Annotated in this window: 13 protein-coding genes and 1 pseudogene; 3 read left to right on the top strand and 11 right to left on the bottom strand. The window is 54.4% G+C overall.

The genetic code is table 11. The annotated features are described in order from the left end of the window. Positions 1-144 precede the first annotated feature (144 nt). The 5 genes from accD to pdxB all read right to left on the bottom strand — a co-directional run bounded on the left by accD (position 145) and on the right by pdxB (position 4,923). Entirely contained in the window at positions 145-1,059 is a 915-nt protein-coding gene (accD, locus tag JQN59_RS07455) for an acetyl-CoA carboxylase, carboxyltransferase subunit beta (RefSeq protein ID WP_003834797.1), read from the bottom strand. 149 nt (positions 1,060-1,208) lie between these two features. After that, positions 1,209-1,868, bottom strand: a complete 660-nt coding sequence (locus JQN59_RS07450; protein WP_003028140.1) for a DedA family protein — start codon at positions 1,866-1,868, stop codon at positions 1,209-1,211. Positions 1,869-1,892: 24 nt separating this feature from the next. After that, positions 1,893-2,705 (bottom strand): tRNA pseudouridine(38-40) synthase TruA, encoded by an 813-nt coding sequence (gene truA, locus JQN59_RS07445; RefSeq protein ID WP_149607678.1) that lies wholly within the window; start codon positions 2,703-2,705, stop codon positions 1,893-1,895. Beyond that, the gene (locus JQN59_RS07440) at positions 2,705-3,718 is read right to left on the bottom strand and encodes an aspartate-semialdehyde dehydrogenase (RefSeq protein ID WP_063940568.1); all 1,014 of its coding nucleotides are present in this window, start codon (positions 3,716-3,718) and stop codon (positions 2,705-2,707) included. The genes truA and JQN59_RS07440 overlap by 1 nt, the downstream gene beginning before the upstream one ends. A 68-nt stretch (positions 3,719-3,786) precedes the next feature. Then, on the bottom strand, positions 3,787-4,923 hold the full coding sequence (gene pdxB / locus JQN59_RS07435; RefSeq protein WP_079939919.1) for a 4-phosphoerythronate dehydrogenase PdxB: 1,137 nt from the start codon (positions 4,921-4,923) through the stop codon (positions 3,787-3,789). Positions 4,924-5,031: 108 nt separating this feature from the next. Here pdxB and flk point away from each other — a divergent pair, with 108 nt between their 5' ends. After that, on the top strand, positions 5,032-6,033 hold the full coding sequence (gene flk, locus JQN59_RS07430; RefSeq protein ID WP_149607692.1) for a flagella biosynthesis regulator Flk: 1,002 nt from the start codon (positions 5,032-5,034) through the stop codon (positions 6,031-6,033). Here flk and JQN59_RS07425 read toward each other — a convergent pair. Continuing rightward, complete coding sequence (locus tag JQN59_RS07425) at positions 6,030-7,208, bottom strand: MFS transporter (protein WP_003834805.1); 1,179 nt, start codon at positions 7,206-7,208, stop codon at positions 6,030-6,032. The genes flk and JQN59_RS07425 overlap by 4 nt on opposite strands. A gap of 293 nt (positions 7,209-7,501) precedes the next feature. On the opposite strand from JQN59_RS07425, the pseudogene JQN59_RS07420 reads away from it, so the two are divergent. Next, positions 7,502-8,017: pseudogene (locus tag JQN59_RS07420) on the top strand (YbjP/YqhG family protein). A 52-nt stretch (positions 8,018-8,069) separates the two neighbouring features. Here JQN59_RS07420 and fabB read toward each other — a convergent pair. Then, positions 8,070-9,290, bottom strand: a complete 1,221-nt coding sequence (gene fabB / locus JQN59_RS07415) for a beta-ketoacyl-ACP synthase I (RefSeq protein ID WP_006683621.1) — start codon at positions 9,288-9,290, stop codon at positions 8,070-8,072. Between the two features lie 159 nt (positions 9,291-9,449). On the opposite strand from fabB, the gene mnmC reads away from it, so the two are divergent. Continuing rightward, positions 9,450-11,450 carry a bifunctional tRNA (5-methylaminomethyl-2-thiouridine)(34)-methyltransferase MnmD/FAD-dependent 5-carboxymethylaminomethyl-2-thiouridine(34) oxidoreductase MnmC gene (gene mnmC, locus JQN59_RS07410; RefSeq protein ID WP_188110099.1) on the top strand — a complete coding sequence of 667 codons (2,001 nt, stop codon included), beginning with the start codon at positions 9,450-9,452 and terminating at the stop codon, positions 11,448-11,450. Positions 11,451-11,564: 114 nt separating this feature from the next. Here mnmC and JQN59_RS07405 read toward each other — a convergent pair whose 3' ends face one another. From JQN59_RS07405 to mepA, 4 genes are read right to left on the bottom strand one after another with little or no spacing between them, the layout of a single operon-like run. After that, entirely contained in the window at positions 11,565-11,840 is a 276-nt protein-coding gene (locus tag JQN59_RS07405; protein ID WP_003028163.1) for a YfcL family protein, read from the bottom strand. A 32-nt stretch (positions 11,841-11,872) separates the two neighbouring features. Beyond that, positions 11,873-12,421, bottom strand: a complete 549-nt coding sequence (locus tag JQN59_RS07400; protein WP_003834819.1) for an elongation factor P hydroxylase — start codon at positions 12,419-12,421, stop codon at positions 11,873-11,875. Further along, positions 12,421-13,230: a sulfite exporter TauE/SafE family protein gene (locus JQN59_RS07395; protein ID WP_003834821.1), complete on the bottom strand. Its 810-nt coding sequence runs from the start codon at positions 13,228-13,230 to the stop codon at positions 12,421-12,423. The genes JQN59_RS07400 and JQN59_RS07395 overlap by 1 nt, the downstream gene beginning before the upstream one ends. Then, positions 13,230-14,054, bottom strand: a complete 825-nt coding sequence (gene mepA, locus JQN59_RS07390; protein WP_032944099.1) for a penicillin-insensitive murein endopeptidase — start codon at positions 14,052-14,054, stop codon at positions 13,230-13,232. The genes JQN59_RS07395 and mepA overlap by 1 nt, the downstream gene beginning before the upstream one ends. Position 14,055 lies beyond the last annotated feature (1 nt).

The following is a 14,055-nucleotide window of genomic DNA, read 5'->3' as shown; positions in this document are numbered from 1 at the left end:
CCGGCCTGCCCTTTTTTACACGTCGTTTTCCACGTTGCAGATGTGTTGGCTGTACTCGCTCTCCCGAATCACTTAACGGTGTAAGTTCATCGGGATTAACACTCTTGTCGCCTGCCTGCAACCCGAAACCCATAGCGTAAACTATCAGGCCTCTGGTTCCTGATCGGGAACCGGAGGTACCACTTCGCCTTCACGCGGCTCATCCGGATTCGGCGCAGGAAGATTCATCAGCTTCGCCAGGATGCTTGCCAGTTTCAGGCGCATTTCCGGACGGCGGACGATCATATCGATAGCGCCTTTTTCAATCAGGAACTCGCTGCGCTGGAATCCCGGCGGCAGTTTCTCACGTACGGTTTGCTCGATAACACGCGGACCAGCGAAGCCGATCAATGCTTTCGGTTCGGCAATGTTGAGATCGCCCAGCATCGCAAAGCTTGCGGAAACACCACCCATTGTTGGGTCGGTCAGTACAGAAATATACGGTAAACCGCGTTCCTGCATTTTCGCCAGCGCAGCAGAGGTTTTCGCCATCTGCATCAAAGACATCAGCGCTTCCTGCATACGCGCCCCGCCAGAAGCGGAGAAGCAGATCAGCGGACAGTTGTCTTCCAGCGCCTGCTCAACGGCACGGACAAAACGCGCGCCGACCACAGAGCCCATGGAGCCGCCCATAAACGCGAACTCGAATGCCGCAGCAACGACCGGCATACCGTGAAGTGTGCCTTTCATCACCACCAGCGCATCTTTCTCGCCGGTTTCTTTCTGCGCAGAAGCCAGTCTGTCTTTGTATTTTTTGGAGTCACGAAACTTCAGCACGTCTTTCGGCTCAAGCTCGCTACCCAGTTCCACAAGAGAACCTTCATCTAACAGGCTATGCAGGCGATTGCGCGCCGACATGCGCATATGATGGTCACACTTCGGACAGACCTCAAGATTACGTTCCAGCTCAGCACGGTATAAAACCTGACCGCAGCTATCACACTTGGTCCACACCCCTTCAGGAATGCTTGCCTTGCGGGTGGGAGTAATGTTGCTTTTAATTCGTTCAATCCAGCTCATTGGTGACCTTTCTGCCTGAACCCTAGTCAGCTTTGTTATAAGGGGCGCATAATGCCATTTTTGCCCCTAACAGACCATGAATGTTGCACATTAAAACATAACAGCCCGAAACTTTGGATAAAAAAGTGGTCGAACCGCTGAGTTACTTTCTATTTTGCAGCCCGTGACGCAGCACGCTTATGGCGAATTACTTCAATCACCCCCGGCAATACGGAAAGGACGATAATCGCCACAATCAATAATTTCAGGTTTTCCTGGACGATCGGCAGATCGCCGAACAGGTAGCCTGCGTAGGTGAACAACAATACCCACAGCAATGCGCCTACGACGTTATACATCGCAAAGTGACGGTAGGACATATGTCCCATACCGGCAACAAACGGCGCAAATGTACGCACGATTGGCACGAAACGCGCCAGGATAATCGTCTTACCGCCATGACGCTCGTAGAACGCATGGGTTTTATCCAGGTAGCTGCGGCGGAAAATTTTGGAGTTCGGGTTACTGAAAAGTTTTTCCCCGAACAATCTGCCAATCGTGTAGTTCACCGCATCGCCCACAATCGCCGCCACAATCATCAGTGCCACCATCAGATGAACATTGAGATCGTTGGTTGGCAGCGCAGAAAGCGCACCCGCAACAAACAGCAGCGAGTCCCCTGGCAGGAATGGTGTCACCACCAGCCCGGTTTCACAGAACAGGATCAGAAACAGAATGGCATATACCCAGATACCGTATTCCGCAACCAGCTCCGCCAGGTGCACATCAATGTGCAGGATAAAATCGATAAGAAAGTAAATCAGGTCCATAGTTTTGCCTTTATACGACTCAAATTAGTCCGCCAGAAATAGCGGGCCCATAGGCGGTTTTGGCAGGTCGAACCGGTCCGGGTAATCTACCGCAACCAGATACAATCCTTCCGCTTTCGCCGTTGCCGCTGCCAGCGTTCTGTCCTTTGCCGCTAACAGTTCTGCTATCCAGCTCTCCGGCTGGTTGTTGGCGCCAACTTCCATCAGGCTGCCGACAATATTCCTGACCATATGATGTACAAAGGCATTCGCTTTAATATCCACCACCACATATGCACCGAAACGTTCGACGTTAATGTGCATCACGTTTCGCCACGGCGTGCGCGACTGACACTGCACCGCTCGAAACGAGGTAAAATCATTTTCGCCAATCAGACACTGGGCCGCACGATGCATACGCTCAGCGTCCAGCGGTTCATAGTGATGGGTTACCCCTTTACCCAAAACCGCAGGGCGCAACCGATGATTGTAGATGATGTAGCGATAACGGCGAGCCGTGGCGCTAAATCGGGCATGAAAATCATCGGGTACATCTTTAACCCAGCGCACGGCGATGTCACCAGGTAAATTCGCATTTACCCCCAGTGTCCAGGCCGCATCTTTACGCTGGGCAGTGGTTTCAAAATGCACGACCTGCCCAGTGCCATGAACGCCCGCATCCGTGCGTCCTGCACAAAAAACATTGATGCGTTCATTCGCCACCTGAGAGAGCGCTTTTTCCAGTTTTTCCTGAACGCTACGCACTTCGTTCTGGCGCTGCCAGCCATAATATTTGCTGCCGTCATACTCAATGCCCAGCGCAATTTTATGGGTTGACGGCTGTTGCTGGTCAGACATTAGTACAGGTACTCCTGCACCAGTTTTTCCGCAATTTTCACCGCCATTAACGCGCCGCCAAAGCGTACGTTGTCCGCCACAGACCAGAACTGAACCTGCTCTGGCATACCGTAATCATTATGCACGCAGCCAATAGAAAGGTGCGGCGTGCCCGATGCATCGCCAACCTGGGTCGGGAAGTCGGTCTCTTCCGACAACACCACGTCTTCACCGCGTGAAAACGCATCGCGCGCTTCTTCCGCCGCCAACGGGCGCAGGGCCTCAAAATTTACCATCTGCGCGTGGCCATAAAATACCGGGGACTGCACAATGCTGGCGGAGATGAGCAGACCGTCATCCTGCATAATTTTGCGCACTTCATCGACGATACGACGCTCTTCACGCACGCTACCTTCACGATCGGGCAGCATCGGCAGCATGTTGAATGCCAACTGACGGCCAAAGAAATCATCTTCGTCAATCGGGATGCCATTAAGCAGTTTTGCACTCTGTCCGGCCAGCGCATCCACCGCTTTTTTGCCATGAGCGGAAGCTGAGATAATATTGGTCACCGTAATACGCGAAAGCCCACCGTCATCAATCAACGGTTTCAGCGCAGACAGCAGTTGGCTGGTCAGACTGTTAGGCACTGCAATCACATTGCGGTTACGGTAATCCGCCAGCACGAACGGGTTAACGTCCGGAACCACCAGCGGAACGTCTGGCTCAAGCGCGAACAGACCGCTGCTGTCGATCACCAGGCAACCCGCATTAGTGGCTTCTTCTACCCATGCGGCGGTGGCTTCAGCGCCCGCAACAAAAAATGCCAACTGTGCCTGCGTCCAGTCAAAGTCTGCAACGTCCTGTACTATGACCGATTTACCGTTAAAACGCAGATGTTCACCGGCGCTTTCATTACGCGCCAGCGCATAAATTTCACCGACCGGGAACTGGCGTTCAGCCAGCGTATCGAGCAGGGCTTCGCCTACGGCGCCCGTTGCGCCCAGAATGGCAATATTCCAGCCTTCAGACATGGTGATTTACTCCAAGAAATACGTAAGCGTCCCTGTCGCATTATTCGACAGGGAGCATTAAGAAGACATTAATGTGCCGGATGATGAACAGCGTTAAAACCCAGCTTACACAATAAGGCAGCAGCCGTTGCGTCGTCACACATCACATATAAAGACGACCATTCACGACGCTCAAGGTAATTTTTACGCAGTTTATCAAACTCACCCGGAATTCCAGCGACTTTACGCAGCGGCGCATCATCGCGGCGCACATCATACACTAAATGCACCAGCCTTTTCAGCGTTGGCTGATCTAACGGGCCGTGCAGGGTGATACGACCAAATTCCGGCGCGGGTAACAGGGTACTGAGCGCAACGTGCTGCTCGTGACCAATAAACTTACTATAGGCCTCAAAGACCTGCGTGGTGCCACGCGCTTTTCCTTCGAGGGTATACCCGGCAATGTGCGCCGTGCCGATATCGGCTTTCTCCAGCAACGCCACATTGAGATCCGGCTCTCCTTCCCAGACATCCAGCACAACGCTCAGCGACTGACCGGCATTCAACCGGTTCAGCAATGCCGTATTGTCGATGACCGGCCCACGGCAGGCGTTGATCAGAATAGTGCCCGGCTTCAACCGGCTAATCAGCGCGTCATCCGCCATGTGCAGCGTTTTGTACGGCCCGTCTTTAAACAGCGGGGTATGGAAAGTCAGCACATCGGCTTGCTCAACCAGTTCATCCAGCGAGCAGAAATTGCCTTCGTCACCGCGATCGGCTCGCGGTGGATCGCACAGCAGCGTGCGGATCCCCAGCGCTTCCAGACGCGCCTGCAAACGCCCGCCCACGTTGCCCACACCCACAATGCCTACGGTGCGATCGCGTAACGCAAACCCGTCGCGCTCCGCCAGCATCAACAACGCTGAAAAAACATATTCTACGACCGCTATTGCGTTACAACCGGGCGCGGCGGAAAAACCGATCCCCGCCTGCGCAAGCCAGGCGTCATCCACATGATCTGTGCCAGCGGTTGCCGTACCGACAAATTTAACCGGTTTTCCGCCAAGCAGTGATTCATTTACTTTCGTCACCGAGCGCACCATTAAAGCATCCGCATCATCCAGTTCAGCAACGGGAATCGGACGACCGGGAACCGCTTTGACCTCCCCCAAACGACTGAACAGTTCGCGGGCATAGGGCATATTTTCATCAACGAGGATTTTCACGTCTTTCGCACCTGTTTGAGAACGAGAGTTAACCGGGCAAGTGTGCCATAATCTCGCCGCCAGGCATACTGCGAGACCTGGTCAGCACAGATTTAAGGAACAGAGATGATGCAGCCCATTTCAGGTACGCCCGCACGCCCTCCCGGCGAAGGCCAAAATGCCCCTTCCGCTGCGGGTGAACAACCGTTATCCACGCAACAACGTACTGTGCTGGAACGGCTAATTACTCGTTTGATTTCACTCACCCAGCAGCAAAGCGCTGAGGTGTGGGCCGGAATGAAGCACGATCTGGGCGTCAAAAGTGATACGCCACTGCAGTCACGTCACTTTCCTGCCGCTGAGCAAAACCTTAACCAACGACTGGGGGTTGCTCAGCAAAATCATGTTAATCGTCAGGTGCTTTCGCAGCTCACTGAATTACTGAGCCAGGGAAATAATCGCCAGGCGGTGAGTGATTTTATCCGTCAGCAGTATGGGCAAACGGCGCTTAGCCAGCTCACGCCTGAGCAGTTGAAGAACGTGCTCACGCTGCTGCAACAAGGACAGCTGTCGATACCGCAGCCGCAGCAGCGCCCTGCTACCGATCGCCCGTTGCTCCCCGCAGAGCACAATACGCTGAACCAGTTAGTTACCAAACTGGCGGCGGCCACGGGAGAATCCGGGAAGATGATCTGGCAGTCAATGCTGGAGTTGTCTGGCGTAAAAAGCGGTGAGCTGATCCCTGCCAAACAGTTTACGCACCTGGTCACCTGGCTGCAGGCGCGCCAGACGCTCAGCCTGCAAAGCGCCCCTACGCTACAAACGCTCCAGGCGGCGCTGAAGCTGCCATTAGAGCCGAATGAGCTGACAGCGATAAAAGAATACGCACAGCAGACGTATCAGATCCAACCACAATCGATTCTGACCACGGTGCAGGTGCAGGACTTGCTCAATCAAATTTTCCTGCGTCGCGTGGAACGAGAACGTGAGCTCAGCGAGCCGCGTCATCTGCAGCCCATTTACAGCCCGTTCGCGCCGATGATTGAAACGGTTAAATCTCTGTCGGCACGACCGGGACTGCTGTTTGTTGCGTTGATAATTGCGTTAGCCACTTTCTGGCTGGTCGCTTAACCTTTACGCAGCGTAAGCAACGTTACAATAATCCCCACCACGGCGGATATCGCCCCGGCAAGGAACACTGAGGGATAACCGTACGCGGTGGCCAGCACCCCGGCGACCGGACCGCTTATGCCGTAGGAGATATCCTGAAACGCGGCGTAACCGCCCAGCGCCGTACCGCGAACCTGCGCGGGCACTCGCTTCACCACTTCGACGCCCAATGCCGGGAAGATAAGCGAACACCCGGCCCCGGTTAATGCCGCCCCGAGCAGCGCAATCCAGGCCGATGGGGCCTGCCACAGCAAAATCAGCCCCGCTGTTTCCACCAGCAAAGAGACAACGGCAACCTTCACGCCGCCGAAACGGTCCGGCATCCAGCCAAACAGAATGCGCATCAGCACAAACGCCCCACCAAACGCAGTCAGGGTGAACCCCGCCATCGTCCAGCCGTTGCTGACAAAATAGAGTGAAATAAAGGTACCGATCACCGCAAAGCCAACGCCCTGCAGCGCCAGGCCCAGGCCCGGTTTCCATATAAGCCCGACTACGCTCCATAAAGAAGGACGTTCTCCTGCATGCGCAGGCACTTTGCGCACGGTGCCGTTGAATGCCCATGCCAGCAACGGTAATACCATCGTCGTTCCCGCCAGCGCCGCGAAGCCAAAGTGGCTGTGGATCAACAGGCCCAACGGTGCACCGGCGGCCAGCGCGCCGTAAATCGCCATTCCGTTCCACGACATCACCTTACCGGAGCGTGTTGGGCCGACCAGCCCCAACCCCCAGGTCAGCGTACCGGTGAGCAGTTGGCTTTCGCCAAAGCCGAGGATCAAACGCCCGACGATTAACAACGCAAATTTTACGGGAACAGAAACAGGCAATAGCGCGGCTAAAAGCCACGCCGCGCCTGCCAGCCCACAGGCAAACATCCCCTGTAGCGCCGAGCGTTTAGCACCATATTGATCGGCTAAGCGCCCGGCGTAGCCGCGCGTTAATACCGTCGCCAGAAACTGTACACCTACGGCGATACCGACCATGGTGTTGCCATAGCCCAGTTCCTGATGCACAAACAGAGGAATCACGGGCAAAGGGAGACCGACCGTCATATAGGTCAGGAAAACTGCAAAAGCGATACGAAACAGCGAAAAGTTCGCCGAAGGTGTTTTTTCTTGTTGGGTTACAGCTGTCATGCGTTACTCCAAAATGCAGAGTAAGGCGAGGAATGCCCACGCCCCCTCTACCTGACTATCAGGATTAAGGTGCGTTGGATAACGTTAAACGCTTACGCATTATCAAGAGGATAATGTTGAAGCTGGAGTCTGCCTGTGAGGGGCTAAACTTGTCAACCTCGAAATCACCGAAGGCATCCACAAAACAGAGGGTTATATTATCGAAGAAAAGCACTAACAATGAGGAAATAGTTTTCAATCAGAGGGACACTCAACGATCCATTTTGTCGGAATATATTTTTAGGGACACGGTAATGAAAGCATTTTCGCTTATTGCTCTCATCCTGATGCTTTGCGGCTGCTCTACGCCTCATCAAGACAGCACACAGGCTGTAAAACAGTTCTATCTCTCATGGATGAACATTAACACCCAGGATCTGGATACACCTCATGACACATCCGCATTAATGCAGCGCTATGTAGCAAAAGACCTTATCGAACGCCTGGCGCTGATTGATTCCCTTTACGAGCAGGAAATCCTCGGAGCAGACTACTTTATGTACGTTCAGGATTACGACCCCAAATGGATCCCGCAGCTACGGGTCGGGCGAGCACAACCTTTTCTCGGCGGTGAAAAAGTTGATGTTCAGTTAGGCACAGGGTCGATACCGCTTCAACTGGAGGTCTATACGCGTTGGGAAGACGGGCGCTAGAAAATTTATCGCGTTCGCGATATTAGCGATAGTTATGAGCACCTCATCTACAGCGCCGGGGATATTACCCGTGCGCAAGCGTGGTCGGCGGAAATCGCGCCGGATTACGAAAAATGAATAAATAAAAAAGGGAGCCATCAGGCTCCCCTTTGCATCTTATTTTGCAGACTTACGCTTTCAGCTTACGCATTACCAGCGTAGCGTTGGTGCCGCCAAAGCCGAAGCTGTTGGACATCACGGTGGTCAGCGCCTGCTCGGTCGGTTTGGTCACGATGTTCAGACCCGCCGCCTGCTCGTCCAGCTCTTCAATGTTGATGCTCGGCGCGATAAAGCCGTGTTCCAGCATCAGCAGAGAGTAGATAGCTTCCTGTACGCCAGCCGCGCCCAGAGAGTGACCGGTCATGGCTTTGGTTGCCGAGATTGCCGGGCTCTTATCGCCAAACACTTCACGGATTGCGCCCAGCTCTTTCACGTCGCCTACCGGAGTAGAAGTACCGTGGGAGTTCAGGTAGTCGATAGGCGTGTCAACGCCGTGCATCGCCATCTGCATGCAGCGTACTGCGCCTTCGCCAGACGGGGCAACCATGTCTGCGCCATCGGAGGTAGCGCCGTAACCGACGATTTCCGCGTAGATATGCGCGCCACGAGCCAGAGCGTGTTCCAGCTCTTCAACCACCACCATACCGCCGCCACCTGCGATAACAAAACCGTCGCGGTTTGCATCATAGGTACGGGAAGCTTTAGACGGGTCGTCGTTATATTTGGTAGACAGCGCGCCCATGGCGTCGAATTCACACGCCATTTCCCAGCACAGCTCTTCGCCGCCGCCAGCAAAAACGATGTCCTGTTTGCCCAGCTGAATTTGTTCCACAGCGTTGCCGATACAGTGCGCAGAAGTCGCACAGGCAGAGCTGATGGAGTAGTTTACGCCGTGAATTTTGAACGGCGTTGCGAGGCAGGCAGAAACGCCGGACGCCATCGCTTTGGTGACCACATACGGGCCAACCGCTTTCAGACCACGCGGGCTACGCATTGCGTCAGCGCCGAACACCTGAAAACGCGGGGAGCCGCCGCCGGAACCTGCAATCAGGCCAACGCGCGGGTTGTTCTGGTAATCTTCTGCTGCAAGGCCGGCATCAGCCACTGCCTGTTCCATAGAAAGGAATGCATAGATGGATGCGTCGCTCATAAAGCGCACTACTTTGCGGTCAATGAGGCCAGTGGTATCCAGTTTTACGTTGCCCCAAACGTGGCTACGCATGCCGGAGTCCTTCAGCTCCTGAGAGAAAGTGATCCCTGAACGTCCTTCACGCAGAGATGCCAGGACTTCCTGCTGGTTATTACCGATGCTGGAAACGATGCCCAAGCCAGTAATCACTGCACGTTTCATTCAATACCTCTGTAAGTCGCACTATTTTAAAGTTTCGAGTGGCACAATAGCGTACACTTGTACGCCGAACAAGTCCGATCAGCCATTTAATGTGGAAATTTGCGCAGCCAGGCACTCATCGCTAAGATCGGGGCACAGCCTGCCAGACGAGTAACTTACGTGAAACAATACGCTATACAACCTGCAAACCTTGAATTCAACGCTGAGGGTACACCTGTTTCCCGAGATTTTGACGATGTCTATTTTTCTAATGATAACGGGCTGGAAGAGACACGTTACGTCTTTCTCGGCGGGAATCATCTCGCCCAGCGATTCCCCGCGCATTCACGTCCCCTCTTGGTGGTGGCAGAAAGCGGGTTTGGCACCGGACTTAACTTCCTGACGCTCTGGCAGGCATTTACCGGTTTTCGCGATACCCATCCTGAAGCTACCCTGGAAAGATTACATTTCATCAGTTTTGAAAAATATCCGCTAACGCGCGAAGATCTCACCTTAGCCCATCAGCACTGGCCAGAACTTGCCCCGTGGGCCACGGCGCTGCAAGAGCAATGGCCGCTGCCACTGGCGGGATGCCATCGCCTGCTCCTTGATGAAGGACGCGTCACGCTGGATCTGTGGTTTGGCGATATTAACGAACTGACCAGTAAGCTCGATGACTCCCTGAATCAAAAAGTGGACGCCTGGTTTCTGGACGGTTTCGCTCCGGCAAAAAACCCGGATATGTGGACGCCAACGCTGTTTAACGCAATGGCCCGCCTGGCTCGTCCCGGCGGCACGCTGGCGACCTTCACCTCAGCAGGCTTTGTGCGTCGGGGGTTGCAGGAAGCCGGGTTTACGATGCAAAAATGCAAAGGCTTTGGTCGCAAACGCGAAATGCTCTGTGGCGTAATGGAACAGACGCTGACGCTCCCCCCATCGACACCCTGGTTTGCACGTACCGGAACAGATAAACGTGAAGTTGCCATTATTGGCGGAGGGATTGCCAGCGCATTGCTGTCGTTGGCGTTACTGCGCCGCGGCTGGCAGGTCACTCTCTATTGCGCTGACGATAACCCAGCCGGGGGTGCATCCGGCAATCGCCAGGGCGCGCTTTATCCGCTACTCAGCAAGCATGACGCAGCCATTAATCTCTTTTTCCCCACCGCGTTTACCTTCGCTCGTCGGCTGTATGACGCCCTCCCCATTGAGTTTTCGCATGTCTGGTGTGGCGTGACGCAACTGGCATGGGATGAGAAAAGCCAGCAAAAAATCGACCAAATGCTGTCCCTTGAACTGCCTGATGCGCTCGCCGTTAGCGTTGACGCAGAGCAGGTTTTACAAACGACCGGCGTCGAAACCGGATGCGGCGGGATTCAGTACCCTGCCGGAGGATGGCTGTGTCCGGCACAGTTAACCGCCGCCGTATTCGACTACGCCGCAACGCTGGGATTACGCACCCGGTATCAACATACGCTGGCCTCGCTTTCTCGCCAGACAGAACACTGGCAATTGACGTTTGCCAGTGGCGAAACCGCCACTCACGCTGCTGTAGTTCTGGCTAACGGGCATCGCATTAACGGCGTTGAGCAAACGCAGTCGCTACCAGTGTACTCCGTAGGCGGTCAGGTGAGTCACATTCCTACTACGCCTTCGCTTTCAGCGCTGCGCCAGGTGCTGTGCTATGACGGCTACCTCACGCCGCACAACCCGCAAAACCAGCAGCACTGCATTGGCGCCAGCTATCATCGCGGAAGTGAAGAAACGGTGTATCGCGCGGACGATCAGCAGCAAAACCGTCAGCGCTTAATAGATTGTTTCCCGAATGCCTCGTGGGCAAAAGAAGTAGACGTTAGTGGCAATGCCGCCCGTTGTGGAGTGCGCTGCGCCACGCGCGATCACATGCCGATGGTCGGCAACGTCGCTGATTATGACGCCACGCTCAGCCAGTATGCCACTCTTGCCGAAGACAAAGAGCACGCCGTAAACGCCCCGGTGTATTCCGATTTATTTATGTTAGGTGCACTGGGCTCGCGCGGGCTGTGTACTGCCCCGCTGTGTGCAGAAATTCTGGCATCGCAAATGAGCGATGAACCTATACCCATGGATGCTAGCACGCTGGCAGCGCTGAATCCGAATCGTCTGTGGGTGAGGAAGTTATTGAAGGGTAAAGCGGTGAAATAAGATACCATCTCGCCATTGCCTGATGGCGCTACGCTTATCCGGCCTACAACCCCCGTCCGCGTAGGCCGGATAAGACGCCTTCGCGTCGCCATCCGGCACAATCCACTGCAATTATTATTGCGTTGCCTTCTGGAACAGTGTGTCCCACATCTCTTTCACTAACGCCTGGTCACGCGGCGAGAGTTCGCCTGCGCTGATGGCTTTTTCCAGGCTGCTGGTCACATTGGCGTACAATGCCTCAGCGGAATGGTCCTCGCCAGCATCCAGCTCAGCCACAGCCAGCGTCAGGTGCCCACGCAAATAGCCACTGGCAAACAACTCATCATCGCTGGCGTGCTCTACCATATCGTCGATTAATGCCAGAATGCGTGATTCAAACTCCGCGATCATCTTATTTCCTCATTGTAAACGTGGCAGCGGCTTCAGTTGAGCGCTTCGGGCCACGGGAATTGTTCCGCCGTAAGTTCAGGCGTGTGATAATAATTCTGTAACGCGTTAATGAAACGCGCCGGACGTTCAGGGATCCCCTTTTCCAGGTACTCCATCACCTGAGCATGAACACGGCGCTGGAATACCACGCGATCCGGTTCAAAGTCTCCTTCCAGATTGTCGCAACTGACGTTAAACGGGTAGCCCGCCGCCATGCAAAACAACCAGTCAAACGCCTGCGGCTTCACTTCCACATCTTCAAACTGGCATTGTGTCTTCGCGTCTCGTCCGTCCGGGCAGTACCAGTAACCGAAATCGACCAGCTCACGACGGGCTTTACCGGCGATACACCAGTGTGAAATTTCGTGTAACGCACTGGCGTAATAACCATGCGCAAAAACGATACGGTGATACGGTAATTCCGCATCCGCTGGAAGATAGATCGGTTCGTCGTCGCCTTTAATCAGACGGGTATTAAATTCATCGGCAAAGCAGCCGTTAAAAATCTCAATTAACTGTTCGTAGTGATGCGTATTATTCATTAGTTCATCCCCAGCCAGTGGAGAATCTCCTGTCCATGATTATCATAAAGTAGCTTGGCGCTCATCACGGCGGAGACAATAACGATCATTGGCCGAATGAGTTTTTGTCCTTTGCTGAGTACCAGTCGAGAGCCCATCCGTGCGCCAATAAACTGGCCAATGAGCATCACAAAACCTGTCGCCCAAATCACTTTGCCGCCGAGGGCAAACAGCAACAACCCACCGATATTCGATGTGGCATTTAATACTTTGGCGTGGGCCGTCGATTTCGCCAGGTTGTATCCGCACAGCATGACAAAAGCCAGCGCGTAGAACGACCCCGCCGCCGGACCAAAAAAGCCATCGTAAAAGCCGACGCAGCCCCCGGCCACCAGCGCGAAAGGCAAACCGTGCAGTCGGCGCTGTCGATCCTCTTCCCCGATTTTCGGCATCAACAGAAAGTAAAGGCCAATACAGATAACCAATACTGGCAGGATCTGGCGCAGAACATCTGACTGCACGTGCTGAACCAACAGCGCGCCACTCATTGAACCGATAAAGGTCATGAAGATATTGAGTTTCTGATCCGCCAGATTAACCACACCCCGACGAATAAAATAGAGGGAGGAAGAGATAGATCCCCCGCAGGCTTGCAGCTTATTGGTCGCCAGCGCTTGCGCAGGTGGCATCCCGGCCGCCATCAATGCCGGGATGGTGAGTAGACCACCACCTCCGGCCAGAGAATCAATAAAACCTGCCAGCATCGCCACAAAAAAAAGCACACCTAACAGCAGTGGCGACACCATAAACAGAGAGGCAAAATGATCCATTAGAGTACATGCTCGTCCAGTAGCGCCTGGCAGGAAGGCGGCAACGGCGGCGGTGTCTTCTTCTCAGGCTTGGTGGTTCCAGGTTTTGGAGGTTCGAACCAGCTTTGCAGCTCTGCGCCACAGCCGTCACCCGGTGGCGGTAACGGTTGATCTTCGCACTCAAGGCTGTCGGCAGGGCAACGTAACCGCACGTGCATATGCGCACGATGCTGGAACCACGGCCGCACTTTACGCAACCAGTCCCTGTCGGTCCCTGCATCCAGACAAAGTTGTTGCTTAATCGCCGGATTCACGAAAATACGCGTTACTTCATTATCTTTTGCAGCCAGCCTGATCAGGCTGAAAATCTCCGGTTTCCACAGTGACGGCACAACACGTTTGCCATCCTGTGAGACCAGATCTAACGCCTGCGGCCGCAGCAGTTGCGACTGGGTCCAGCGCGTTTTCGGCAGTTGCAGGAAAATATCCACATCCAGTCCCGTCTGGTGGCTGGCGTGACCGCCATTGAAACGCCCACCGGCCGGCATCCCCATATCGCCGATTAACACCGTGCCCAGTCCCTGACTATTGGCCTGATAACTCAGACGCTGGATAAACCTCACCAGATCCGGATGGCCAAAGTAACGACGCTGATCGGTACGCATCACCTGATAATGTTCTGACTGTACAGGCAGCGTATCTGCGCCAACAATACAGCCATTGGAAAACGCGCCGATAGACTGCGCGCTTCCTGCAACCGGATGGGTAATTTTCTGCCAGGGCGTCGCCGCCAGACAGGCGGTACTGGCAAACAGAGCCAGCGCCGCAAGTGCCGTTTTTTTCATC

The organism is Citrobacter sp. B72, assembly GCF_016894305.1.
In the GTDB taxonomy this organism is placed as follows: Bacteria; Pseudomonadota; Gammaproteobacteria; order Enterobacterales; family Enterobacteriaceae; genus Citrobacter; species Citrobacter portucalensis.
The sequence above is the reverse complement of the archived record's forward strand: the minus strand, read 5'-3'. Positions and strand labels throughout refer to the sequence as shown.